At 73.7% G+C, this 25,033-nt stretch carries 22 protein-coding genes; 13 read left to right on the top strand and 9 right to left on the bottom strand.

The genetic code is table 11. The features are described from left to right. Positions 1-3: 3 nt before the first annotated feature. Together rpsI and glmM are read left to right on the top strand one after the other, a co-directional pair. On the top strand, positions 4-525 hold the full coding sequence (gene rpsI / locus IE239_RS19860; protein ID WP_190150714.1) for a 30S ribosomal protein S9: 522 nt from the start codon (positions 4-6) through the stop codon (positions 523-525). Between the two features lie 317 nt (positions 526-842). Continuing rightward, entirely contained in the window at positions 843-2,201 is a 1,359-nt protein-coding gene (glmM, locus tag IE239_RS19855) for a phosphoglucosamine mutase (protein WP_190150713.1), read from the top strand. Positions 2,202-2,437: 236 nt separating this feature from the next. Here the strand turns inward: glmM and IE239_RS19850 are convergent, their stop codons facing one another. The 4 genes from IE239_RS19850 to coaA form a co-directional block, all read right to left on the bottom strand. Beyond that, the gene (locus tag IE239_RS19850) at positions 2,438-3,376 is read right to left on the bottom strand and encodes a DUF389 domain-containing protein (RefSeq protein ID WP_190150712.1); all 939 of its coding nucleotides are present in this window, start codon (positions 3,374-3,376) and stop codon (positions 2,438-2,440) included. Between the two features lie 25 nt (positions 3,377-3,401). After that, positions 3,402-6,083, bottom strand: a complete 2,682-nt coding sequence (locus tag IE239_RS19845; RefSeq protein ID WP_190150711.1) for a caspase, EACC1-associated type — start codon at positions 6,081-6,083, stop codon at positions 3,402-3,404. A gap of 6 nt (positions 6,084-6,089) precedes the next feature. Then, positions 6,090-6,470, bottom strand: coding sequence for an effector-associated constant component EACC1 (locus IE239_RS19840; RefSeq protein ID WP_190150710.1), 381 nt, complete (start codon positions 6,468-6,470; stop codon positions 6,090-6,092). Between the two features lie 85 nt (positions 6,471-6,555). Then, positions 6,556-7,545, bottom strand: a complete 990-nt coding sequence (gene coaA / locus IE239_RS19835) for a type I pantothenate kinase (RefSeq protein ID WP_373308123.1) — start codon at positions 7,543-7,545, stop codon at positions 6,556-6,558. A 179-nt stretch (positions 7,546-7,724) separates the two neighbouring features. On the opposite strand from coaA, the gene glmS reads away from it, so the two are divergent. Continuing rightward, positions 7,725-9,572: a glutamine--fructose-6-phosphate transaminase (isomerizing) gene (gene glmS / locus IE239_RS19830; RefSeq protein WP_190150709.1), complete on the top strand. Its 1,848-nt coding sequence runs from the start codon at positions 7,725-7,727 to the stop codon at positions 9,570-9,572. A gap of 154 nt (positions 9,573-9,726) precedes the next feature. Here the strand turns inward: glmS and IE239_RS19825 are convergent, their stop codons facing one another. After that, complete coding sequence (locus tag IE239_RS19825; protein ID WP_190150708.1) at positions 9,727-11,502, bottom strand: M16 family metallopeptidase; 1,776 nt, start codon at positions 11,500-11,502, stop codon at positions 9,727-9,729. Next, the gene (locus tag IE239_RS19820; protein ID WP_190150707.1) at positions 11,499-12,485 is read right to left on the bottom strand and encodes a hypothetical protein; all 987 of its coding nucleotides are present in this window, start codon (positions 12,483-12,485) and stop codon (positions 11,499-11,501) included. Before IE239_RS19820 ends, IE239_RS19825 begins: the two co-directional genes overlap by 4 nt. A gap of 147 nt (positions 12,486-12,632) precedes the next feature. Between IE239_RS19820 and IE239_RS19815 the strand changes: the two genes are divergently transcribed. From IE239_RS19815 to IE239_RS19790, 6 genes are all read left to right on the top strand, one after another. Further along, positions 12,633-13,004: a holo-ACP synthase gene (locus IE239_RS19815; RefSeq protein ID WP_190150706.1), complete on the top strand. Its 372-nt coding sequence runs from the start codon at positions 12,633-12,635 to the stop codon at positions 13,002-13,004. Positions 13,005-13,113: 109 nt separating this feature from the next. Further along, positions 13,114-14,568, top strand: a complete 1,455-nt coding sequence (locus IE239_RS19810; protein ID WP_190150705.1) for an NAD(P)H-hydrate dehydratase — start codon at positions 13,114-13,116, stop codon at positions 14,566-14,568. 204 nt (positions 14,569-14,772) lie between these two features. Continuing rightward, entirely contained in the window at positions 14,773-15,936 is a 1,164-nt protein-coding gene (gene alr / locus IE239_RS19805; protein WP_190150704.1) for an alanine racemase, read from the top strand. An 87-nt stretch (positions 15,937-16,023) separates the two neighbouring features. Next, a complete protein-coding gene (locus IE239_RS19800; protein ID WP_190150703.1) occupies positions 16,024-17,298 on the top strand; it encodes an alpha/beta fold hydrolase in 1,275 nt (424 codons plus the stop codon). Next, entirely contained in the window at positions 17,264-17,797 is a 534-nt protein-coding gene (gene tsaE, locus IE239_RS19795) for a tRNA (adenosine(37)-N6)-threonylcarbamoyltransferase complex ATPase subunit type 1 TsaE (RefSeq protein ID WP_190150702.1), read from the top strand. The genes IE239_RS19800 and tsaE overlap by 35 nt, the downstream gene beginning before the upstream one ends. A 173-nt stretch (positions 17,798-17,970) precedes the next feature. Beyond that, the gene (locus IE239_RS19790; RefSeq protein WP_190150701.1) at positions 17,971-18,144 is read left to right on the top strand and encodes a hypothetical protein; all 174 of its coding nucleotides are present in this window, start codon (positions 17,971-17,973) and stop codon (positions 18,142-18,144) included. A gap of 64 nt (positions 18,145-18,208) precedes the next feature. Here IE239_RS19790 and IE239_RS19785 read toward each other — a convergent pair whose 3' ends face one another. Further along, positions 18,209-18,754, bottom strand: coding sequence for a hypothetical protein (locus IE239_RS19785; protein WP_190150700.1), 546 nt, complete (start codon positions 18,752-18,754; stop codon positions 18,209-18,211). A 111-nt stretch (positions 18,755-18,865) separates the two neighbouring features. Between IE239_RS19785 and tsaB the strand changes: the two genes are divergently transcribed. From tsaB to IE239_RS19765, 4 genes are read left to right on the top strand one after another with little or no spacing between them, the layout of a single operon-like run. Next, positions 18,866-19,519, top strand: coding sequence for a tRNA (adenosine(37)-N6)-threonylcarbamoyltransferase complex dimerization subunit type 1 TsaB (gene tsaB / locus IE239_RS19780; protein WP_190150699.1), 654 nt, complete (start codon positions 18,866-18,868; stop codon positions 19,517-19,519). A gap of 41 nt (positions 19,520-19,560) precedes the next feature. Further along, positions 19,561-20,070, top strand: a complete 510-nt coding sequence (gene rimI / locus IE239_RS19775) for a ribosomal protein S18-alanine N-acetyltransferase (RefSeq protein WP_190150770.1) — start codon at positions 19,561-19,563, stop codon at positions 20,068-20,070. After that, positions 20,063-21,160 (top strand): tRNA (adenosine(37)-N6)-threonylcarbamoyltransferase complex transferase subunit TsaD, encoded by a 1,098-nt coding sequence (gene tsaD, locus IE239_RS19770; protein WP_190150698.1) that lies wholly within the window; start codon positions 20,063-20,065, stop codon positions 21,158-21,160. Before rimI ends, tsaD begins: the two co-directional genes overlap by 8 nt. A 10-nt stretch (positions 21,161-21,170) precedes the next feature. Continuing rightward, the gene (locus tag IE239_RS19765; protein WP_190150697.1) at positions 21,171-21,434 is read left to right on the top strand and encodes a hypothetical protein; all 264 of its coding nucleotides are present in this window, start codon (positions 21,171-21,173) and stop codon (positions 21,432-21,434) included. Between the two features lie 60 nt (positions 21,435-21,494). Here the strand turns inward: IE239_RS19765 and IE239_RS19760 are convergent, their stop codons facing one another. Beyond that, the gene (locus IE239_RS19760; protein WP_190150696.1) at positions 21,495-22,502 is read right to left on the bottom strand and encodes a peptidoglycan-binding domain-containing protein; all 1,008 of its coding nucleotides are present in this window, start codon (positions 22,500-22,502) and stop codon (positions 21,495-21,497) included. 151 nt (positions 22,503-22,653) lie between these two features. Next, the gene (locus IE239_RS19755) at positions 22,654-24,963 is read right to left on the bottom strand and encodes a beta-xylosidase/alpha-l-arabinosidase (protein ID WP_190150695.1); all 2,310 of its coding nucleotides are present in this window, start codon (positions 24,961-24,963) and stop codon (positions 22,654-22,656) included. Positions 24,964-25,033 lie beyond the last annotated feature (70 nt).

The raw sequence follows: 25,033 nt of genomic DNA, 5'->3' as shown, positions 1-25,033 counted from the left end.
ACCGTGGCCGAGACCACTGCCGAGCAGCCGCTCGAAGAGACCGAGCTCGTCGACATCGACAGCTACACCACCGAGTCCGAGGTCCCCGTCGAGGGTGAGTACACCTCGGAGTCCCTGGCCTCCCGCTTCGGCGAGGCCCAGCCTGCGGCCGGCCTGGGCCGTCGCAAGAACGCCATCGCCCGCGTCCGGATCGTTCCGGGCTCCGGGAAGTGGAAGATCAACGGGCGCACCCTCGAGGACTACCTCCCGAACAAGGTGCACCAGCAGGAAGTCAACGAGCCGTTCAAGGTCCTCGAGCTCGAGGGCCGCTACGACGTCATCGCCCGTATCTCGGGTGGCGGCGTCTCGGGTCAGGCCGGTGCGCTCCGTCTCGGTGTCGCCCGCGCCCTGAACGAGGCCGACGTCGACAACAACCGCGGCGCCCTCAAAAAGGCCGGCTTCCTCACGCGTGACGACCGCGCGGTCGAGCGCAAGAAGGCCGGTCTCAAGAAGGCCCGCAAGGCCCCGCAGTACAGCAAGCGCTAAGCTTCGCTGCCTGCTCGTACGTATCCCGGTCGGGCCGGTTCCGGTTCGACCGTACGTACTCCGAACGCCCCGGCGGCACGCCACAGTGTCGCCGGGGCGTTCGTTTTCTCGCAGCTGTGGGCGTATAACGGCACAAGGTGCTCAAAGGCTTGTGTGATCGGATGTTCAGGGCATCAAATGCCTGAATGCGGTGCCGCGCTGCGGCGCCTGGGCGCGCCGGCGGAACGCGGTGCCGGAACGCGGGAGCCGCTGCGGACCGGTGGGCCGCCCGACGCGCCCGCAGGTCTCTTGCAACTGACGCTTCCTCAGGAGGACAAGTGGGACGACTCTTCGGCACGGACGGCGTGCGCGGTGTCGCCAACGCGGATCTGACGGCGGAGATGGCGCTCGGCCTCTCGGTCGCGGCCGCGCACGTGCTGGCCGAGGCGGGGACGTTCGAGGGGCACCGACCGGTGGCCGTCGTCGGACGTGACCCGCGTGCGTCCGGGGAGTTCCTGGAGGCCGCCGTCGTGGCCGGTCTGGCGAGTGCGGGCGTGGACGTGCTGAAGGTCGGCGTGCTGCCGACCCCCGCCGTCGCGTACCTCACCGGCGTGCTCGGCGCGGACCTCGGCGTGATGCTCTCCGCCAGCCACAACGCCATGCCGGACAACGGGGTCAAGTTCTTCGCCCGCGGCGGCCACAAGCTCGCCGACGAGCTGGAGGACCGGATCGAGTCCGTCTACGAGGAGCACCGCACCGGCGCGCCCTGGGAGCGGCCGACCGGCAGCGGCGTCGGTCGCGTGCGTTCGTACGGCGAAGGGTTCGACCGCTACGTCGCCCACCTCATCGCCGTCCTGCCGAACCGGCTCGACGGGCTGAAGATCGTCCTGGACGAGGCGCACGGCGCTGCCGCCCGGGTGTCGCCCGAGGCGTTCACGCGGGCCGGCGCGGAGATCGTGACCATCGGGGCCGAGCCGGACGGGCTCAACATCAACGACGGGTGCGGCTCGACCCACCTGGACAAGCTCAAGGCCGCGGTGATCGAGCACGGGGCCGACCTCGGCATCGCGCACGACGGCGACGCGGACCGGTGCCTCGCCGTGGACCACACGGGCGGGGAGATCGACGGCGACCAGATCCTCGCGGTGCTGGCCCTGTCCATGCGGGAGCGGGGCGTGCTGCGCTCGGACACCGTTGTCGCGACCGTCATGTCCAACCTCGGCTTCAAGCTCGCCATGGAGCGCGAGGGGATCCAGCTGGTGCAGGCCGCCGTCGGCGACCGGTACGTGCTGGAGGAGATGAAGCAGCACGGGTACGCGCTGGGCGGTGAGCAGTCCGGCCACGTGATCATCCTCGACCACGCGACGACCGGCGACGGCACGCTGACCGGGCTAATGCTGGCGGCTCGCGTCGCCCAGAGCGGACGGTCGCTGCGGGAGCTGGCCTCCGTGATGGAGCGGCTGCCGCAGGTGCTGATCAATGTTCCGGACGTCGACAGGTCCCGGGTCGGGGAGTCGGCCGAGCTCGCGGCCGCCGTCGCCGAGGCGGAGCGGGAGCTCGGGGCCACCGGGCGGGTGCTGCTGCGGCCTTCCGGGACCGAGCCGCTGGTGCGGGTCATGGTCGAGGCGGCCGACATCGAGCAGGCCCGCGCCGTCGCCGGGCGGCTCGCGGACGCGGTGAAGTCCGCGCTCGGCTGACCGACGGGCCGGGTTGGGGGCAGGGCCGGAGTCGGGGTCCGGGTCGGGCTTCTGCGGGCGTGCGGGCTGCGAAGGCTTGGCTCGGAGGGCTGCTGACGGAGGTCTGTGGCTGAGGTCCGCGGGCCGGGGGTGGACGGTCCCGGTCGCGCGGACCGCGCGGCCGCCGGGCGGAGTCCCCGGATCCGCGCATCGACGCGGACCGCTGGACCGACGCAGACCGGCTGGAGCCCGCGCCCCTACGAGCGTTGCATGGACCGGCGTTGCCTGGTCCAGAACCACTTCTGGGCCAGCAGGGTCAGGGTGCCCGCCAGGACGATGCCCAGGAGGTTCAGCAGGAGCTGTTCCGTGGAGCCCCAGGTCTGGCGGGTGTCGCCGTAGCTGAGGGCCACGGCCGCGTTCGCGGCTGCCGGGACCGTCGTCACGGAGATGGCGACGCCCACCAGGGCGCCGGACTTCGCCGACGTCAGGGAGAGGGTGCCGGCGATGCCCGCCAGCAGGGCGACGACGAAGGAGAAGGCGTCGGGGGCGTAGACGAAGCCGGTCTGGGGGCGGTCGGCGTCCAGCTGCTCCCTGCTGAACAGGCCGATCGCGTCCATGAACAGGCTGAAGCCGACGGTCACCGCTATCGCCACCGCGAAGCCCGTGAGCAGGGCGATCAGCGAGCGCAGGGTCAGGCGGGGAGCCCGCTGCACGATCGACGTGGAGATGCCGGCCAGCGGGCCGAACTCCGGGCCCACCGCCATCGCCCCCACGATGAGCACCGCGTTGTCCAGGACCACACCGCAGGCCGCGATCATCGTGGCCAGGGTGATGAACATGAGGTAGGTGACGGAGAGCGTCGACTCCTCGTGGGTGGCGTCGGTGAGGTGCTCCCACAGGACCGCGTCCGCGGCCTCGCCCGGCGCCTCCTCCTCGGCCTCGTCGGCGCGCCGGGAGAGCGACAGGTCGATGTTCTCCACGGCGATCGAGCCGGTCTTGTCCAGGCCCAGTTCCTGGAGACCGGAGAGGAGTTCGTCCCCCGCTTCGCGCGCCACGTCGCACAGGACGACGTCGCCCGCCGGGTCGCGGGCGGCTCCCGGCAGGACGACGAGGTGCGTGGTGCCGACGGTGTGCTCGATCAGCCGGACCGCGGCCTCGGTGCTGTCCGACGGGGTGATCAGGCGCAGGTGAAGCATGGGGGCAGGGTAGCGGGCCCGGTGGTCACGACTCCGGGGGGTCCCAGGGGCGGGGGGTGAGCTCCTTGAGGGTCTGCCATCGGGCGGAGCGCACCAGGGAGTTCGCCCGGGCGACGGAGGCGCGGTCCACGGTGACCTTCCAGGTGCGGCCGGTGAAGTACTTGGCCTCCAGCTCGGCGGGGAGTCGCTCCTGCCGGGGCGTGGCGTTCGGCATTCCGGCCTGGCGGTGGACCCGGTTCAGTTCCGCGACGCGGATCGGCAGCTCCTTCGTCCGGCCGCGCAGTTCCCTGGCCGACACGGTCAGCAGACCGTTGGCGTCGAAGTCGAAGAGGACATCGACCAACGGGGTCCCTGACGGATGGGCGGCCAGGTCGGTCAGTTCCAGCACGGCCAGGCTCCGGCATTCCGCGGCCGTCGTGCTCTCGCCCTCCACGACGTGCAGGATCAACGTCTGCCGCTTCTGCGCGCTCGTCGCGACCCACTCTCTGCGCCGTGTGGGAATGGTGGTGTTGCGCGCGATCATCTGGGCCACGGCGCCGCCGGCCGCCTCGTATCCGAGCGAGGACGAGGTGACGTCGAGGAGCAGGGTGTCCTGGACCGCGCCGCTGAGGATTCCGCCCTGCAGGGCGGCTCCGGTGACGATTCCTTCCGGGATGAGACCCCGGTACGGCTGCCGGCCCCCGGTGAGGCTGCTCATCAGGTCCCCGATCGCGGGCATCCGGGTGGCGCCGCCGGTCAGGATCACCCGCTCCAGTTCGGACCACGGAATCACGGCGTCGCGCATGGCCTGCTCGACGGGCCTGCGGCAGCGCAACAGCAGGTCCTGTGTCATGTCCTCGAAACCCTTGCGGGTGAGCGTCTCCTCCAGATGCACGGGACCGTGCAGCATGAACGTGAGGTAGGGCAGACGGACGGTGGTGGAGCTCGCGGAGGACAGCTCGATCTTCGCGGCCTCCGCCGCCTCCCGGAGCCGCTGGATCACGGTCACGTCGGCCGAGAGGTCCAGTGCGTGCCGCTCCCGCACCCGGTGCAGGAGCCAGTCGACGACGCGGCGGTCCCAGTCGTCGCCGCCTAGGCGGCAGTCGCCCCCGGTCGCCTTGACCTCCACGACTCCGTCGCCGATCTCGATGAGCGACACGTCGAGGGTGCCGCCGCCGAGGTCGAAGACGAGGACGGTGGTGCCCTGCATGCGGTGGAGGCCGTACGTGATCGCCGCCGCCGTCGGCTCGTTGATGACTCGCAGGGCACGGATCCCCGCCCGGCCGGCTGCTTCCACCAGGGCAGCCCGCTGGTCCAGGTCGAAGTCGGCCGGCACGGTGAGCACCGCGCCGTGCAGCGGTCGCCCGGCGCATGCCTCGGCGTCCTCGCGCAGCCGGCGCAGGATGAGCTCGGCCACGTCCTCCGCCGTCAGCCGCACGGCGCCCCGGGTGATGCTCCAGGCCGTGCCCAGCCGGAGTTTCACCGAGCGGACGGTGTGGTCGGGGTTGGTGACCGCCTGACGTGCGGCGGGGGCGCCGACGACGATCTGCCCGTCCGCGGTGACGGCGACCACGCTGGGGGTCGTCAGGGCTCCCTCGGCGTTGGGCACCAGACGGACGTCCTCGCCCTCGAAGAGCGCGATCGCCGAGTTCGTCGTGCCGAAGTCGATGCCCGCCACCGGGCCGGGGACGGATCCGGGCCCGTGCGGCACGGGCGGGCGGGCGGGGCGCGGTGGGCGGACGGCAGGGATCTCGCCGAGGCCGCGTTCGTGCCACAGCTGCCGTGCGCGGCGGGCGACCTCGCGGTCGGCGTCGGCGATCAGGCCGAGCAGGCAGGCACGGGCCGTGTCCCGGCTCGGTTCGCGGACGCTGCCGAGCAGCTGCTCGACCAGATGGAGGGAGCCGACGCGCTTCCAGGCCTGGGGGTCCAGCGCCGCCGTGCGCATCTCCGTCAGCCTGTCGACGTCGCCGTGCCGTGGGCTGCGGGCCAGATAGACGGTGCCCTGGGCGCTGTCCATGCTGAGCGTCGGGGTCTGGTCCGCGATGGTCCGGCGCACCCGTTCGTGCACGTAGTCGTACAGCTCGTCCACCGAGACCAGGCCGTCGCCGTCCAGGTCCGCGGAGCCGTCGCCGAGCCCGGCCACCACGGCCGACGTGAACACGGACGGCTTGGCCGGGGTGCGGCTGTAGCGGACGTCGTGTTCGGCCTCGTGCGCGTACTGCAGCGAGGTGGAGGCCGTCATGACGATCCGTCCGAGGCCCGCGAACGGCTCCGTGACGTCGACGGCGCCCGTCCCGCGCTGCCGGTGCAGCGCGTTCAGGGTGAAGGCTCCGCTGTAGCAGCAGTCCAGCAGGACGACGATACGGCGGGAGCGGCTGTCCCCCATCCAGCCGCTGAGCGCGTGCGCCGTGACGGCGGTCGCGCCGGGGAAGTCGCGTTCGGTGTCGGTCATCGCGAAGTGGAGCCGGCCGCCCCGGTCCTTCCAGCCGTGCAGCGACAGGTGCAGCAGAAGCAGGTCGTCGCGGGCGGCCCGGGTGAAGAAGGCCTCCAGCGCGCGCGTCGCAGGGCGCAGGGGCGCGTCGACCAGGGTCTCCACGGTGAAGCCGCCGATGGCGGGGTCGGCGAGGACCGTCGCGAGCGCGTGGGCGTCGGCGGTCGCCCCCGGGAGCGGGGCGAACTGCGGGTCGTCGTAAGCGGTGTTGCCGATGATCAGGGCGTGCCGGGCCATCGGGGCTCACTCTCCCCGGCGGCGGATGAACTCCTCCAGGGCGCGCTGCTGTATGTCGTCGCAGGCGCCGGTCAGTTCGATCTCGTCGTCGCCGAGCTTCATCCGGACGGTGCAGGAGCGCCGGCGGCCCAGCCAGTCCTGGACCACGCCGATGAGGGCGGGCAGCAGGGCGCCTCCGCCGCCGAGACCGATCAGCAGCGTCCCCAGCTGTACGACGTCCGCGCCGCGCGTGCCGGGCGGCGGCGGGCCGACGGTGACCGGCTCGATGCCGGTCAGGTCCAGCTCGTCCAACTCGTCGATGAGGAGGCGCAGTTGTTCGTCGACGTACTCCGGGTCCGCGTCCTGTGCCGAGAACTCCAGCGTGACGAGCGTGTCCTGGTTCCCCATGGCCTGCCCCCGTTCCGTTCGTGCGGAACGAGAACTCTAGCGGCGTGCGGCGGGCTCGGGGCGGGGTCGGTGAAAGTGCGGAAGGTCAGAGTTTGCGCAGGCTCAGACGTCGTACCTTGTGGTCCTGGCCCTTGCGGACGACGAGGGTGGCGCGGCCGCGGGTCGGGGCGATGTTCTCCACCAGGTTGGGCTTGTTGATGGTGCGCCAGAGTCCGCGGGCGTAGTCGACGGCCTCCTCCTCGGAGACCTGGGTGTACTTCCTGAAGTACGAGTCCGGGTTCTGGAAGGCGGTCCGGCGCAGTTTCCGGAACCGGTTGAGATACCAGCGCTCGATGTCCTCGACGCTCGCGTCGACGTACACGCTGAAGTCGAAGTAATCGGCGAGGCCGACGCGGGTGCGGCCGTCCTTGCCGGGGAGCGCGGGCTGCAGCACGTTCAGGCCCTCGACGATGAGGATGTCGGGGCGGCGCACGGTGAGCTTGCGGTCCGGCACGATGTCGTAGATCAGGTGGGAGTAGACGGGGGCCGTGACCTCGGACTTGCCGGCCTTGATGTCGGCGACGAAGCGGGTCAGGGCGCGCCGGTCGTAGGACTCGGGGAAGCCCTTGCGGGACATCAGGCCGCGGGTTTCGAGTTCTCTGGTCGGGAGCAGGAAGCCGTCCGTGGTGACCAGTTCCACGCGGGGGTGCTCCGGCCAGCGGGAGAGCAGGGCCTGCAGGAGGCGGGCGACCGTCGACTTGCCCACGGCCACGGAGCCCGCGACGCCTATCACGAACGGGGTGCCGGACTGCGAGCCCTGTTCGCCGAGGAAGGTGTTGAGCGCGCCCCGCAGACCGTCCGTCGCGCCGACGTAGAGGTTGAGCAGGCGGGACAGCGGGAGGTAGATGTCACGCACTTCGTCGAGGTCGATGACGTCGCCGAGGCCGCGCAGCTTCTCGACCTCCTCGGCCGTCAGCGGCAGCGGCGTCTTCTCGCGCAGCGCGCTCCACTCGCTGCGGGTGAGGTCGAGGTAGGGAGTCGCCTCCGGCCTGTGCCGGTGGGCGCTCCGGGGCATCGGGGAGACCGGGGAGATCACACTCCATTGTTAACGGAGTTCGAACGGGGCGACAGGTGGGGTCCGTCACGCCCTGGCCTCCGCGGGGTGGCTCCACGCCGGGGGACGTGGCCGCGTGGGCGCCGGCAGCCTCCGGGAATTTCCGGAATCGGGCACGTGGAGGCTCTTTCGGGGGCTCGGTTCGCCGTACGCTGCCGGGCATGTGCGGAATCGTGGGATACGTGGGGTCTCGTTCGGCGCTCGACGTCGTCATGGCCGGACTGAAGCGGCTGGAGTACCGGGGGTACGACTCGGCGGGCGTCGCCGTGCCGGCCGACGGGGGGCTCGCCGCGGCGAAGAAGGCGGGCAAGCTCCTGAACCTCGAGAAGGAGCTGACGGAGCGGCCGCTGCCGGCGGGGACGACGGGCATCGGGCACACCCGGTGGGCCACGCACGGCGCGCCGACCGACGACAACGCCCACCCGCATCTCGACAACGCGGGGCGCGTCGCCGTCGTGCACAACGGGATCATCGAGAACTTCGCTGTGCTGCGGGCCGAACTCGCCGAGCGCGGGCACGAGTTGCTCTCCGAGACCGACACCGAGGTGGTGGCGCACCTGCTCGCCGAGGAGTTCTCGGTCACCGCCGACCTGGCCGAGGCCATGCGGCTGGTGTGCCGACGGCTGGAGGGGGCGTTCACGCTGGTAGCGGTGCACGCCGACGAGCCGGGCGTGGTGGTCGGCGCGCGCCGCAACTCGCCGCTGGTGGTGGGCGTCGGCGAGGGTGAGGCGTTCCTCGCCTCGGACGTCGCCGCCTTCATCGCCCACACGCGCTCGGCGATCGAGCTGGGGCAGGACCAGGTCGTCGAGCTGCGCCGGGACGGAGTGACGGTCACCGGCTTCGACGGGTCCGTGGCCGACGTGCGGTCGTATCACGTCGACTGGGACGCGGCGGCCGCGGAGAAGGGCGGTCACGACTACTTCATGCTCAAGGAGATCGCCGAGCAGCCCAAGGCCGTCGCCGACACGCTGCTGGGCCGCGTCGACGCCTCCGGCGCGCTGACCCTCGACGAGGTGCGGATCCCGGCCGCCGAGCTGCGGGAGGTGGACAAGGTCGTCATCGTCGCGTGCGGCACGGCCTTCCACGCGGGTCTCATCGCCAAGTACGCCGTCGAGCACTGGGCGCGCATCCCGTGCGAGGTGGAGCCGGCGAGCGAGTTCCGCTACCGGGATCCCATCCTCGGCTCACGGTCGCTCGTCATCGCCGTCTCGCAGTCCGGCGAGACCATGGACACCCTGATGGCGCTGCGGCACGCCCGCGAGCAGGGCTCCAAGGTGCTCGCCATCTGCAACACCAACGGATCGACGATCCCGCGCGAGTCGGACGCCGTCCTCTACACGCACGCCGGGCCGGAGGTGGCCGTCGCGTCCACCAAGGCGTTCCTGACGCAGCTGGTGGCGTGCTACCTGGTCGCCCTCTATCTGGCGCAGGTGCGCGGCGCCAAGTGGGCGGACGAGATCCGGGCCGTCGTGCGGGACCTCGCGCGGATGCCCGGCGAGGTCGAGCGGGTGCTGGAGACGATGGAGCCGGTGCGGGAGCTGGCACGCTCGCTCGCGGGCAAGGACACGGTGCTGTTCCTCGGGCGGCACGTGGGCCACCCCGTCGCGCTGGAGGGGGCGCTCAAGCTGAAGGAGCTCGCCTACATGCACGCGGAGGGGTTCGCGGCGGGGGAGCTGAAGCACGGGCCCATCGCCCTCGTCGAGGAGGACCTGCCGGTCGTGGTGGTGGTGCCCTCGCCGCGCGGACGGTCCGTCCTGCACGACAAGATCGTGTCCAACATCCAGGAGATCCGGGCACGCGGGGCGCGGACCATCGTGATCGCCGAGGAGGGGGACGAGACGGTCGCGCCGTACGCCGACCATCTCGTGCGCGTCCCCGTCACGCCGGTGCTGTTGCAGCCGCTGGTCGCGACGGTGCCGTTGCAGGTGTTCGCGTGCGAGCTGGCGACCGCGCGGGGCAACGAGGTCGATCAGCCGCGGAACCTGGCGAAGTCCGTCACCGTGGAGTAGTCCGTGAGCGGCCCGCCCGCCGGTGAGCCGCTCGCCGGTGAGCAGCTCACGAGCCGTTCGTGAGCCGACTCGTGAGCCGTTCGTGAGCCGCTTGTGGGGGAGCGGCCCGCCGACGGGCCGCTCCCCGCCGCCCGCCCCGGCCGGGGCGGGCGCGTCAGCTCCGCCTGCGCGTCCTGCGCGCCGTGAACACCTTCCAGGCCGCGAAGACCAGCGGGAGCTCCATGATCCAGACGCCCGCGACCGCGTCCCACTCCGGGGCGGCGGCCGAGGCCTCGTCGGCCGTGATCACCGCGCAGAGCAGGCCCCAGACCGCCGCGAGCAGGCCCACGAGCCACAGCGCGGTGGTCCAGCCCCAGGTGGAGCGGCCGCCGGAGGGCGGGGCGGAGGCCCGCTTGCGCGGCTGGGGGATGCGGTCGGGCTCCCGCGCCGGCATCGGCACCTTCGCCTGCGGGGGCACGGCCGCGTCGAGTGCCGCGATGCGCTCCGGCGTCACGCCTCGGAAGAGGGTGGGCTCCACGGTGACCGAGAAGCCGTCGTGGCCGGTGAGGGCGCGGGAGCCGTCGGGCCTGGTGGTCATCGCCGCGCAGGCGTCGTAGCGGACGGTGACCGGGCCCCTCGGGGTCACCAGGCTCACGCCCTCGGCGCCGATGACCAGGGTGACGTCGTCGTCCTCCAGGGACTGGTGGCGGGTGCCGGTGACGGCGGTCGTCGAGCGCTGCGGCGCGAGCGTCGGCCCCGCCCAGTCGACGCCCCGGCCGGGCACCTGCAGGAGCGCGTTCTTCCACGCCTCCCCGGCGGCCGCGCGCAGGTCCTGGACGGTCACCGCGTTCAGCTCCGCCTTGTGCTGCTCGGGGCTGAGGATGCGGTGCCCGAGCAGCAGGCTCAGCGCGTACGAGGGCAGGGTGGCGGCGCCCAGGTCCGGGGTGTCGTACATCTTGAGGAGCTTGCCGCGCGCAGAGTCCAGCTCGGCCTGCTCGATGCGGCCCGCGCGCAGCCGGGCGAGGGTGTCGACGAAGCCGCCGACGACCGCGTCCTGCTTCTGCGGAAGAGCGTCGGCGTAGGCGGTGAGGGTGGCGAAGTCGGCGTCGCGCGGGCTGTAGTCGGCCTCCGCGGAGTAGGAGTAGCCGCCCTCCTGGCGCAGGTCCTTGAAGAGGGCCCGGCCGAGCACGTCGGCGAAGACGCTCGCCGCGGTGGAGCGGCGCAGCACCGAGGTGAGGACGACATGGCCGTCGTCGCCGCTGATGTACGCGGGCGTGACGGGCAGGGCGCTGGTCGCGGCCGGGGCGGGGAAGCGGGAGCCTGCGGGGAGGATGAGGTCCAGGCCGTCGGGGATGCGGTCGCTGGTGATCCACAGCACCGCGTTGTCCCTGGTGAAGCGGGTCTCGGCCCAGGAACGGACCTGGTCGGGCGTGAGGCCCCAGGTGCCCAGCTCGGTGTAGCTGGACAGGCCGTAGCCCTGGGCGCCGTACCGCCACAGCGGCATCTGCTGCTGGGGGCCGCCGCCGCGGCCGGCCGCCTCGGTGCGCAGGATCTCCTTCTCGGTCTCCAGCCGCTGCATCGGCAGGTCGCGCAGGCCCGCGCACACGCCGTTGAGGTACTCGACCACCTCCTCCTCACGTCCGGTCACGTGGAAGAGGGTGTAGGCGTTCGCCGTCGCGCCGTTGTAGTGCAGGTCGGACAGGCCCAGGCGGTGCAGGGCGAGGTGCTCCACGAGGTGGGTGAGGCCGGCGGTGGCCAGGGTCTCGTCGGCGCGGCCCACCCGGAAGAAGAGACCGGCGGTGATCTCCTTGCCGGAGGCGGGGGCGTAGAGCGCGGGTATGCCGTCGACGACGGTGTGCGCGACCAGGCCGTCCAGAGCGGCGAGGCCGTCGGCACTGTCGGCGCCGTCGGTGCTGTTGACGGGGTCGTGCTTGTGCAGGTCCGTGGTCATCGGGCGCCTCCTCGGGTGTCCAGCGCGGCCTTGCGGCACTTGAGGAACGACGACTTCTTGTCGGGCAGGTAGTGCCAGGGGGACTCCGAGGCGCGGTCGCCGAGGAAGGCGAAGTGCGGGGCCGCGTCCGCCCAGTGGTTGCCGAGCGAGAAGGCGAACGCGAACGCGTTGTGCGCGCCGATCGAGTTCCAGTCGGGCCGGTGAGCGGGGTGCAGCACGGACACCTGCGCGGCGTGCCGCAGGTCGTCGCGGACCGACAGGCCCCGCATGTACGCCGCGTCCTCGCCGCTGTCGAGGTCCAGCCAGCGCTCGATGTGCGCGAGAGCGACCAGGGCGCCGGAGTTCGAACCGTCGGGGGCGGCGGTCGCGCACTCGCGCGCGAAACCGTGCGCCGCCTCCCAGGAGCCGCCCCACTTCGGGCACACCTGCTGCAGCAGCTGGGTCTGGGCGCGGTAGTGGTGCGGATGGTGCGCGGACAGCCGGTCGTAGCGGCGGCGCGCCTCGGCCTGCCCCAGCTGCAGTCCGCGCGCGGTCATCAGCCGGGCGGTCCACGCGGGCGCGTGGTCGGGATGCTCGGCGCACACCTCGATCAGCAGCTGTTCGGCCCGCCGGAGCCAGTCGTGGAACTGGGCGAACTGGTCCTGCGAGACGTGCTGGGCGCGGGCGCCGCTGCGGATGTCCCAGCCGATGTAGACGTACCGCTCGGCGAGCAGCGCGCGCGGCAGCGGATCGCCGGGCTGTTCGGCCGCCGCCCGCTCCAGGAAGTTCTCGACGCCGGCGATGTCGGCGAGGAGGCTGGAGGCGGTGCCGAGCTCGTCGACCGAGCCGAGCCCCGCGAACCAGGCCCGCACGGCCGGCCAGTCACCGGCCTGCGCGGCGGTGCGCAGCGGGACCAGCTCGGGTGTGTTGTCGTACGGATCGAAGGTCGGCCCCGAAGAACTCGGCGGTCCCACACTGGTCGTGCCGTCGGTGGTGCTGGTCATGCCTCCGCCCCCCTGGCGTTACTGTCCGCGGCGCGCGCGGGCTGGCCCCCCAGGGCGCGCGGCGGTGAAAATGTGCTCCGACGTGACGTGATCAAGTCGCCGCAGGCTAGCAGCAGGCTGTGACGACGCGGCCTTAGGGTGCTCGGCATGAGCATCATCGGGGTCGGTATCGACGTGGCCGAGATCGAGCGGTTCGCGGCGTCGCTGGAACGCACGCCGGGGCTCGCCCGACGGCTGTTCCTGGACAGCGAGTTGCTGCTGCCCGGCGGGGGCCGCAGGGGGGTCGCCTCGCTGGCGGCGCGCTTCGCGGCGAAGGAGGCGCTCGCCAAGGCGCTGGGGGCTCCGCCCGGGCTGCTGTGGACGGACGCGGAGGTGTACGTGGAGGAGAGCGGACGGCCTCGGCTGCGGGTGAGCGGGAGCGTCGCCGCGCGGGCGGCCGAACTCGGGGTCACGGGATGGCATGTGTCGCTGAGTCATGACGCGGGCGTCGCCTCGGCGGTGGTGGTGGCCGAGGGCTGAGCCGTCCGTGTGGAGCGGTGGCCGTGGGGTGTGCCGTCCGTGTGGAGCGGTGGCCGTGGGGTGTGCCGTCCGTGTGGGGTGGTGGCGCGGGGCGGGGCAGACTCGACGTATGCGTACTGCCTACTGTGTCGAGACCGTCCGTCGTGCCGAACGGGAGCTGATGGCCCGGGTCCCGGAAGGGGCGCTCATGCAGCGGGCCGCCGCCGGGCTCGCCGCCGCCTGCGCGGACCTGCTGGGGCGGGTGTACGGGCGACGGGTCGTGCTGCTGGTCGGCAGCGGGGACAACGGGGGCGACGCCCTGTACGCCGGCGCCCGGCTCTCCCGGCGCGGCGCGGGCGTCACCGCGGTGCTGCTGGCGCCGGACCACACGCACGCCGGCGGGCTGACGGCCCTGCTGCGCGCCGGCGGACGCACGGTCGCGCCCGCCGGAGCCGAGGGGGCCGTGCGGCGGGCGGACCTCGTGCTCGACGGGATCGTCGGGATCGGCGGCCGGGGCGGGCTGCGGCCGGAGGCGGCCGCGCTGGCCGCCCTCGTCGCCGAGGCCGGGCCCGCCGTCGTCGCCGTCGACCTGCCCAGCGGCGTCGACGCCGACACCGGCGAGGTCCACGGGAGCGCGATCCGCGCCGATCTGACGGTCACGTTCGGGACCCACAAGCCGGGGCTGCTCGTCGATCCCGCCCGGGAGCACGCGGGGTCCGTACGGCTCGTCGACATCGGGCTGGGGGCCGAGCTGCCCGCCGAGCCCGAGCTGGAGGCCCTGCAGCACGCGGACGTGGCCGCGCTGCTGCCGACGCCGGGCGGCGAGAGCGACAAGTACCGGCGGGGCGTCGTCGGGGTCGCCGCCGGGTCCGCCCGCTATCCGGGCGCCGCCGTGCTGGCCGTGGCGGGGGCGCTGCGCGGCGGGGCGGGGGCCGTGCGGTACGTCGGTCCGGCCGGGGACACGGTCCTCGCGCGGTTTCCCGAGACCCTCGTGTCCGACCGGGGGCCGAAGCAGGCCGGGCGGGTCCAGGCGTGGGTCGTCGGGCCGGGGGCCGGGGAGGACGCGGGGACGGTGGCGGAGGTGCTGGCCGCCGACGTGCCGGTGCTCGTGGACGCAGACGGGCTGCGGCTGGCGGACGCCGGCGCGGTGCGGGGCCGTACCGCACCGACGCTGATGACGCCGCACGCCGGGGAGGCGGCCGCGCTGCTGGGCGTCACGCGCGAGGAGGTGGAGCGGGCCCGGCTGGCCGCGGCGCGCGAGCTGGCGGCGCGGTACCGGGCGACCGTGCTGCTGAAGGGCTCGACGACGCTGGTCGCGGACGCGGGGGGCGCGGGCGTGGTGCGGGTGAACGCCACGGGGACGGCCTGGCTGGCCACGGCCGGCAGCGGGGACGTCCTCTCGGGACTCGCGGGTTCGCTGCTCGCGGCCGGGCTGAACGCGCTGGACGCGGGGAGCGCGGGGGCGTATCTGCACGGCCTGGCCGGGCGCTTCGCGGCCCACGGCGCACCGGTGGGCGCACACGACGTGGCCGCGGCGATCCCCGAGGCCTGGCGGGACGTACGGGACCGGGATCTACGGGACTGACGCGTACGGGGGTGAGGTGTGCGGGACTGCCCTTTGTCCTCACCCCTCGTTCCTCACCCCTCGGCGACGCACGCAGGCTCTGGGGCGGGCTGAACGACGCCCGCACGCTCTGGGGCGGGCTGAAGATGGGCGACCGGGTTCACGGGTGGGGGCGGCGGCCCGGTACCTGAAGGGCGGTCCGGGCGCTCTGAGACACTGGGCGCGATGAGTGAGACTGCCGACCTGACCACAGCCCCGTCGCGCGCCCGTGCCGAGATCGACCTGGCCGCGCTGCGGGCCAATGTGCGGACCCTGCGCGCCACGGCGCCGGGTGCGGCGTTCATGGCCGTGGTGAAGGCCGACGGATACGGCCACGGGGCCCTGCCGTGCGCCCGCGCGGCCGTCGAGGCCGGCGCCACCTGGCTGGGCGCCGCCACGCCCGAGGAGGCGCTGGCGCTGCGCGCGGACGGCGCCCTGCCGGCCGACGTCCGGATCATGTGCTGGCTGTGGACGCCGGGCGGCCCCTGGCGGGAGGCGGTCGAGGCCGGCCTCGACGTGTCCGTGAGCGGGCTGTGGGCGCTGCGGGAGGTCGAGCAGGCGGCCCGCGCCGCCGGACGGCCGGCCCTGGTGCAGCTCAAGGCCGACACCGGACTCGGCCGCAACGGCTGCCCGCCCGCCGACTGGCCCGAGCTCGTGGCGCAGGCGCTGCGCGCCGAGCGCGAGGGCCTGCTGCGGATCACCGGCCTGTGGTCGCACTTCGCCTGCGCCGACGAGCCCGGGCACCCTTCCATCGCCGCCCAGCTCGCCCTCTTCCACGAGATGGCGGCCCACGCGGAGAAGGAGGGCGCGCGGCCCGAGGTGCGGCACATCGCCAACTCCCCGGCCACGCTCACGCTCCCGGAGACCCACCTCGACCTCGTCCGGCCGGGCATCGCGATGTACGGCGTCTCGCCCGGCCCCGAGCTGGGCTCCTCCGCCGATCTCGGGCTGCGCCCGGTGATGACGCTGGCGGCCTCGCTGGCCTTGGTGAAGCACGTTCCGGGCGGCCACGGCGTGAGCTACGGTCACCACTACCTGACCCCGGGGGAGACGACCCTGGGGCTGGTGCCCCTCGGGTACGCCGACGGCGTTCCGCGGCACGCCTCCGGCACGGGCCCGGTGCTGGTCGGCGGCAAGTGGCGGACGGCCGCCGGACGCATCGCCATGGACCAGTTCGTCGTCGACCTCGGCGGCGACGAGCCCGAGCCCGGAGCGGAGGCGGTCCTCTTCGGTCCGGGCGACCGCGGCGAGCCCACGGCGCAGGACTGGGCACAGGCGGCCGGAACCATCGGATACGAGATCGTCACTCGCATCGGGGTGCGGGTTCCCCGCGTCTATGTGAATGAATGACGCGTCCGGTGCCCGACTCAGGTGAATGCGCAACGAGACGGGTAAGCGGCAGTCAGGTGACGGACATCGGCCGAGGAGGAGCGGGACGTGGGCGAGAGCAGCGCGGAGGTGGTGGCGACCGGCGCGGAGGCGGTGGCGAGCGCCGCCACGGCGGTGGTCGCCGCCTCCGCCACGGGGGCGGCCGGGGGCTGGCGGCGGGCGACCGGCGTCGCCGGCGCCGCGATAGGCGTGATCGCCGCGGGCGCCGCGGCGGGAGTGGCCCTGGAGCGGATGACCGTGGGGCGCGGCATGCGGGCGAAGGCCCGGCTGGCCCTGGACTCGGCGGGGCCGTACGGCGCGCTCCGCGGCGCCCCGGGCAAGGCGTACGCCGACGACGGCACCGAGCTCTACTACGAGGTCGACGAGACCGAGCCGCAGGGCGGGCCGGCGAACCGGCGGCGCAGGCTGTTCGGGCGCAAGGCCCCGCTCCCCGTCACCGTGGTCTTCAGTCACGGTTACTGCCTCAACCAGGACTCCTGGCACTACCAGCGGGCGGCCCTGCGGGGCGTCGTCCGGACCGTGCACTGGGACCAGCGCAGCCACGGCCGCTCCGAGCGGGGCCGGGCCCAGACGCAGGACGGCGTGCCGGTCACCATCGACCAGCTGGGGCGCGATCTCAAGGCCGTCCTCGACGCGGCCGTGCCGGAGGGGCCGATCGTGCTGGTCGGGCACTCCATGGGCGGGATGACGGTGATGGCCCTGGCCGCGCTGCACCCCGAGTTCATCCGCGACCGTGTGGTCGCCACGGCTTTCGTCGGCACCTCCTCCGGGCGGCTCGGCGAGGTCAACTTCGGGCTGCCGGTCGCGGGCGTGAACGCCGTGCGGCGGGTGCTGCCGGGCGTGCTGAAGGCCCTCGGGCAGCAGGCGGCCTTGGTGGAGAGGGGGCGGCGGGCCACCGCCGACCTGTTCGCCGGGATCATCAAGCGGTACTCGTTCGCCTCGCGGGACGTGGACCCGGCCGTGGCGAGGTTCGCCGAGCGGATGATCGAGGGCACACCGATCGACGTGGTCGCCGAGTTCTATCCGGCGTTCTCCGATCACGACAAGACCGAGGCGCTCGCCTGCTTCACGGAGAGGCCGGTGCTGGTGCTGGCCGGGATCGGGGATCTGGTCACGCCGAGCGAGCACAGCGAGGCCATCGCCGACCTGCTGCCGGACGCGGAACTGGTGCTCGTGCCGGACGCCGGGCACCTGGTGATGCTGGAGCACCCGGAAGTGGTCACCGACCGGCTCGCCGACCTGCTCACCCGCGCGGGCGCGGTGCCCGCAGGAGCTACCGTGAACGGTTATGGAAGCACCAGCAGCACCGCACAGCCCGGCTGAGCCCGGGGCGGCGGACAACCGCGTGGACATCGTCGTGGACTCCCCCGAGGCGATGGGGGACATGGGCCGTCGGCTGGCCCGGCTGTTGCGCGCCGGCGATCTCGTGATGCTCAGCGGAGAGCTCGGGGCGGGCAAGACGACGCTCGCCCGCGGGCTCGGGGAAGGGCTCGGGGTCCGGGGCGCGGTCACCTCGCCGACGTTCGTGATCGCCCGTGTGCACCCCTCGCTCGCCGGCGGACCGCCGCTCGTCCACGTCGACGCGTACCGCCTGGGCGGCGGGCTCGACGAGATGGAGGACCTCGACCTCGACGTCTCGCTGCCGGACTCGGTGATCGTCGTGGAGTGGGGCGAGGGCAAGGTCGAGGAGCTGACCGACGACCGCCTGCACATCCGCATCCACCGGGCCGTCGGCGAGACCTCCGACGAGGTGCGCCGGGTGACGGTGACGGGTCTCGGGCCGCGGTGGGCCGCCGCGGATCTCGGCGTGCTGGCGGCCTGACCTCCGGAACGTTCACGAGCGAAGCCGCCCGGACCCCCGTGCGCCGCCTCGTGAATGTTCCGACAGGACGTCGGCAAGATGTTGCGTCCGGTGTCTTCTCCGTGGTCACATGGTATCGAGCTCGTGGTTAGGTCTACCTAACCACGCCCGCCCCCGAACCGCAGGAGGCGTTCATGCCGGTCCCCGAGCCCACGCCCCGGCCCTCGCCGCCGTCTCCGCTCGCCGGTGTGTCGATGCGCGACCTGCTGGCCTCCTGCGCGGCCGCGAAAGCCGTCTCGACGCCGCCGCGGCCGCCCGATCCTGCGACGCCGGCGAGAACCCCGGCCGAACACCGCAGGGCCGCCTGAACCGTCCACGCAAGCCTGACGGACCCGAGAGACCTGACGGACCAGGAGACTCAGAGGGCTCGGCTCAGGGGACCACGACGACCCCTCGTCCGATCGTCGCGAACGTCCACATGGCGGCGCCGTCCGCGACGGTCTCCCGGATGCCCCCCGTCTTCATCGTCGGGTCGGGCTCCGGCATCGAGCCGTCCAGCGCCGCGCTGAAGCCGATCGTCGTGTCCTGCACGGTGGTGAAGCGCACGACGTGCTCGACGGGGGTGCCGTCGGTGCCGGTGACGGCGCCCGAGCGGGAGGTGACGACATAGCTGCCCGGGCGCGGGTCCACGCTGCCCGGCGCGACCTTGAACGTGCGCGTGACCACGTCGTTCGGCCCGACCAGCCAGACCCGGTCGGCGTCCAGGGAGTAGACCACCCGCCGGCCCGTGCCCGAGTCGGCGGGCAGCGCGGCCGGAGTCCGCCGGTCCCCGGGAGCCTTCTTCGCCGGGGCCCCGCCGCTTCCCCGCACGTCCAGATCGGCGGGCGCGCTCGCCGAGGCCTGGAAGGCGAGGAACCCGACCGTCGCCAGGGCCGCCGCGGTGAGGCCGGCCACGAACGTCGAGCTGTTGCTGGGCATCGCCGACCGTCCCTTCTGTCCCGTACGTCACGTTTCGCGGTGACGTTAGCAGTGATCGGGCGTTCGGCCGGCTCGGCCGTTTCCGGGGCACGGGAGCCGTAGGCTGTTTGCGTGCTCTTGCTCGCTCTGGATACCGCCACCCCCGCCGTCACCGTCGCGCTGCACGACGGCACGGACGTCGTCGCCTCCTCCGCCCAGGTGGACGCGCGCCGGCACGGTGAGCTGCTGCTGCCTGCCGTCGACCGGCTGCTCGCCGGGGCCGGGCTCCGGCTCGACGCCGTCACCGGGATCGTCGTCGGAGTCGGCCCCGGCCCCTACACCGGGCTGCGCGTCGGCCTGATGACCGCCGACACCTTCGGGCTCGCGCTCGGCGTCCCCGTGTACGGCCTGTGCACGCTCGACGGGCTCGCGTACGCGTCCGACCTGGCAGGACCCTTCGTCGTGGCGACCGACGCCCGCCGCAAGGAGGTCTACTGGGCCCGCTACGCCGACCCCCGGACACGGCTCTCGGACCCCGCCGTGGACCGGCCCGCCGACATCGCCGACGAGGTGGCGGGGCTGCCCGCCGTCGGCGCGGGCGCCCTGCTGTACCCGGACGCCTTCCCGGACGTGCGTGAACCCGAGCACGTCTCCGCCGCGGCGCTCGCGGGTCTCGCCGCCGAGCGGCTGGCCGCGGGCGAGGAGCTCGCGGCCCCGCGCCCGCTGTATCTGCGCCGGCCGGACGCCCAGGTGCCGAAGAACTACAAGGTGGTCACCCCCAAGTGACCGAGACCGTCGACCCGCCCGGGCAGCCCGTGCTGCGCGAGATGCGCTGGTGGGACATCGAGCCCGTGCTGGAACTCGAGAAGGACCTCTTCCCCGAGGACGCCTGGTCGCGCGGCATGTTCTGGTCCGACCTGGCCCACGCCCGCGGCCCCGAGGCGACCCGCCGGTACCTCGTCGCCGTCGACCGGCACGACGACGGCGACGAGAGCGCCCGCGAGCGGATCGTCGGGTACGCCGGTCTGGCCGCAGCCGGGGACCTCGCCGACGTCCAGACCATCGCCGTCGCCCGCGACCACTGGGGCACCGGCCTCGGCGGCCGGCTGCTGACGGAACTGCTGCGCGCGGCGACCGCGTTCGAGTGCGCCGAGGTCATGCTGGAGTGCCGGATCGACAACATCCGCGCCCAGAAGCTCTACGAGCGCTTCGGCTTCGAGGCCATCGGCTTCCGCCGCGGCTACTACCAGCCGGGGAACGTGGACGCCCTGGTGATGCGCCTGACCGACCCGACGACATCCGTAGCCGGAACACAAGGAACCGAGACCAATGGCTGACGAACCCCTCGTACTGGGGATCGAGACCTCCTGCGACGAGACCGGCGTCGGCGTCGTGCGCGGCACGACCCTGCTGGCGGACGCGATCGCCTCCAGCGTCGACGAGCACGCCCGCTTCGGCGGGGTCGTGCCCGAGGTGGCCTCCCGGGCCCACCTGGAGGCGATGGTCCCGACCATCGACCGGGCGCTGAAGGAAGCGGGGGTGAGCCCGAAGGACCTCGACGGCATCGCGGTCACGGCCGGTCCCGGCCTCGCCGGCGCGCTGCTGGTCGGCGTCTCGGCGGCGAAGACCTACGCCTACGCCCTCGGCAAGCCCCTCTACGGCGTGAACCACCTCGCCTCGCACATCTGCGTGGACCAGCTGGAGCACGGCGCCCTGCCCGAGCCGACGATGGCCCTGCTGGTGTCCGGCGGCCACTCCTCCCTGCTGCTGTCCACCGACATCACCGCCGACGTCCGTCCCATGGGCGCGACCATCGACGACGCGGCGGGCGAGGCCTTCGACAAGATCGCCCGGGTGCTGAACCTGGGCTTCCCGGGAGGCCCGGTCATCGACCGCTACGCGCGCGAGGGAGACCCGAAGGCCATCGCGTTCCCGCGCGGCCTCACCGGCCCGCGCGACCCGGTGTACGACTTCTCCTTCTCCGGGCTGAAGACGTCGGTCGCCCGCTGGATCGAGGCGAAGCGGACGGCGGGCGAGGAGGTGCCGGTGCGGGACGTGGCGGCCTCCTTCCAGGAGGCGGTCGTGGACGTCCTGACCCGCAAGGCCGTGCGGGCCTGCAAGGACGAGGGCGTCGACCATCTGATGATCGGCGGCGGCGTGGCCGCCAACTCCCGGCTGCGGGCCCTCGCCCAGGAGCGCTGCGAGGCGGCCGGGATCCGGCTGCGCGTGCCGCGCCCCAAGCTGTGCACGGACAACGGCGCGATGGTGGCGGCGCTGGGCGCGGAGATGGTGGCCCGGGGGCGCGCCGCGTCGAGCTGGGACCTGTCGGCCGACTCCTCGCTGCCGGTGACCGAGCCGCATGTGCCGGGTCGCCCGCACGACCACGACCATGTGCACGAGACCGCCAAGGACAACCTGTACTCATGAGGATCACGTCGTGAGCGTCGCGCTGATGTGGGAGGCCCGGGCGGCCGCCGGGCGGGGCGGGGAACTGCTGGCGTGGGCGCGGGCGCAGGAGCTGACGCCGCGGCCGCTGCGCCGGGAGACCTTCCGGGCCCCGCAGGACCGGGTGCTGGTGATCACCTGGTGGGACGCCGGGTACGACGACGCCGGCATCCCCGAACTGCCCGAGCCCGAAAGGGATCTGGTGACCCGGGCGGTGCACCGGTGGCGGTTCGAGCCGGTGGCGGACGAGGGCTGACGGCGACGGGCGAGTCCCGACCGGGCGCGGGCGGCGACCCACCGGCCGGGCGCCCGGCGGTCAGGGCTCGTCCGTCTCCGCTTCCAGGGAGGCCCGGGTGGCGGCGCCGTAGACGCCGGACTCGTCCTGGAGGATGACCCGGGTGAACTGGTACGTGCCCACCGCGGCCGCGACCTGGCGGCTGTAGACGCCGTCGACCGCACCGGTGTAGTAGCCGATCTGACTCAGGCGCGCCTGGAGTTCGGTGACCTCGGGGCCGGTGTCGCCCAGGCGGAGGACCGGGGGCTCGGTCCCCGTCGGACCGGGGTCGGGGGGCGCGGTGCCGGTCGCGCCGGCGGACGCCGTCGGGGACGGCTCGGCGGACCGGGAGGGGCTCGCCGAGGCGGAAGCCGACGGGCCGGTGGAGCGGGAGGCGGTCGGCGACGGCTGGGTCGGGGAGACCTGGGCGGACGGCCGTCCGGCCGTCGTGACGTCCTCGGACGTCACGTCGGGCACGGGCGCCCGGACCCCCTCGCTCAAGGAACCGTCCCGCGCGGGGCCGCCGGACACGAAGAGCGCGACGAGCACGGCCGCGGTCACGGCGGTTCCGAGGACGCCTGTGAGAACCAGCAGCCGTACCCGGCCCAGCCGTCGGCCGGGGTGCGCCGCGTCAGGAGCGTCCGGCCCCTCGGACCCACCGTCTTCCTCTGTGTCGCCTGCGTCGTCGGCCCCGCCTGACTCGCCCGGCCCGTCCGACTCGACCGGCCCGTCGGCGTCCCGGGCGTACGGAGGCTCGCCGGGGGCCGGTGACGTCGCCGGCGCGGGGGCGGGGCCGGGGTCGGCCGGGCTCTCGGGACGCGCGTCGGGATGGGCGTCGAGATGTGCGCCGTCCTGCGGATCCCCGTCGTCTTCGAGCACGACGAACGGCCGGATCCGCACCGGATCGAAGTCCTCGGCGGCGGCCGCCTGTGCCGTGCGGTCGCTGCGGTGGGCGTCGGACGCGAGCCGGGCGCAGACACATGCGGGGGCGCCGTCCGCGGCCCTGTGCGCGCCGCACAACGGGCAGGCGCCACGCGGCGGTTGACTCACCTGAAGCCCTTCTCCGAATGGGCTTCATATCTTATTCATATCTTCGACACGACTTCTCCCGCATGCCCCCGGCCCGTACGGGTCCCCCGGCCCGTACGGGTCCCCCGGCCCGTACGGGTCCCTCTCCCGTACGGGCCCCCTCAGCCGCAGCTCAGTCGCTCGCGACCTCCACGTCGCAGTGCAGCCGCCGCTCGACGCCCACCTCGCGCGCCGGTCCGGTCAGCCGCACCCGGGCCACTTCCCGCACGTCCGCGCTGGACGCCCCCAACCGCAGCTCCAGCGCCCCTGGTTCGACGATCCGCCGGCCGTCGAGGCCGGTGAACGCCGACAGGTCGGCGTGGAAGCGGAACGCGACCCGCGCCGACTCGCCCGCCGCCAGCTCCAGCCGGCGGTAGCCGATCAGGCGGACGTCGGGACGGGTCACGCTCGCCACCGGGTCGTGCAGATAGAGCTGCACGACCTCCGTGCCCGCCCGGTCGCCGGTGTTGCGCACGGTGACGGCCAGGTCGTACGAGCCGTCCGTCGGGATCTCCGCGTCGGGGCCGGTGAAGTCCTCCCAGGCGAACGCCGTGTACGTGCGCCCGTGGCCGAAGGCGTAGAGCGGGGTCGGGTCCAGGCTGCTGACCTCGCCCGCCAGGCCCAGCGGCGGCTGGAGGTAGGTCCAGGGCTGGCCGCCCGGCACCCGCGGCACGCTCACCGGCAGGCGGCCCGAGGGATTGACCCGGCCCGACAGCACTCCCGCCACCGCCGGACCGCCCTCCTCGCCGGGGAAGAACGCCTGCACCACCGCTCCCAGCCGCCCGTGCCAGCGGCCCAGCGCGTAGGGGCGGCCGGTGAGCAGGACTAGGACGACCGGGACGCCCGTCGCCACCAGCCCGTCCAGCAGCTCGCCCTGGACGCCGGGCAGACCGAGGTCGGCCACGTCGCAGCCCTCGCCCGAGGTGCCCCGGCCGAACAGTCCGGCCCGGTCGCCGAGGACGGCCACGCACACGTCCGCCTCCGCCGTGCGCGCGACGGCCTCGGCGAAGCCGGACGTGTCCGGGTCGGAGACCGCGCAGCCCTCCGTGAACGTCACCTTCGCGTCGGGCAGTTCGGCCCGCAGCGACTCCAGCACGGTCGGGATCCCGATGCCCGTCTCCACGTCGGGGTGGTGGGGGAGGACATGGGAGGGGAAGGAGTAGCAGCCGAGCATCGCCAGGGCGTCCGCCGCCCGCGGGCCGACCACCGCGATCCGGGTGTCGGGGGCGAGGGGGAGCAGCCCGTCGGGGTTGTCCAGCAGCACCACCGACTCCTCCGCCAGCCGGCGGGCCAGCCCGCGGTTCGCCGCCGTGTCCAGGTCGACCGACTCGGCGGTCTCGGGCCGCCAGTCCTCGTCGAGCAGGCCCAGGTCGCACTTCTGGAGCAGCACGCGGCGGGCCGCCCGGTCCACCAGCTCCTCCGCGACCTCGCCCGCCCGGACGGCCTCGACCAGCGACGCGCCGTAGTACTTCACCGTGGGCAGCTCGACGTCGACACCCGACGCCAGGGCGAGCCCGGCCGCCTCCGCGGGGGTGCCGGCCACCCGGTGCAGGGTCTGCAGGAAGCCGATGCCGAAGTAGTCGGCGACGACCGTGCCGGTGAAGCCCCACTCCTCCCGCAGCAGACGGGTCAGCAGCTCGGGGTCGGCGGAGGCCGGGACCCCGTCGCGCTCGGTGTAGGCCGCCATCACCGAGCGGGCGCCGCCCTCGCGCAGCGCCATCTCGAAGGGGGGCAGCGTCACGTCCGCGAACTCCCGGGTGCCCGCCCGTACGGGGGCCAGGTTGCGGGCCCCCGCCGAGGAGGCGTACCCGGCGAAGTGCTTGAGCGTGGCGACGACCCCGGCCGACTCGAGTCCGCGCACGTAGGCCGTGCCGACCGTGCCCACCAGGTACGGGTCCTCGCCGATCGTCTCCTCGACCCGTCCCCAGCGCGGGTCGCGGACGACGTCCAGAACGGGGGCCAGACCCTGGTGGACGCCGACCGCGCGCAGGTCGCGGCCGATCGCCCGGCCCATCTCCTCCACCAGCGCCGGGTCGAAGGCGGCGCCCCAGGCCAGCGGCACCGGGTAGGCGGTGGCCCGCCAGGCGGTGAAGCCGGCCAGGCACTCCTCGTGGGCGACCGCCGGGATGCCGAAGCGGCCCGCCGCGGCGATCTGCCGCTGGGCGTGGGCCAGGGCCCGGGCGCCGAGGCCGGGCTCCACCGGGGCGGTGCCGAAGGGCCGGGTCAGCTGGCCGAGCCCGCGGGTGATCAGCTCGTCGAAGTCCTCGGCGGGACCGGCGGTCATGTCGTGCTGGTGGGGGGCGACTCCGCCGCCGTCCGTCGCGGCGCCCACCCACACGCCGTACAGCTGGGCGGTCTTCTCCTCGAGGGTCATCCGGGAGAGGAGGTCGTCGACGCGGGCGGCGGCGGGCAGGGCGGGGTCACGCCAGGGGGCGGTGGTCATGAAACTCCTGTCAGAGGTCGGTGAGCCACCAGAGGGCCAGCGAATCCGGGGATCCTGTACGAAGTTGAAC

Origin of the sequence: Streptomyces humidus, from assembly GCF_014649655.1 — a bacterium.
Classification (GTDB): Bacteria; Actinomycetota; Actinomycetes; order Streptomycetales; family Streptomycetaceae; genus Streptomyces; species Streptomyces humidus.
This window is presented reverse-complemented; position numbering and strand designations above follow the sequence as displayed.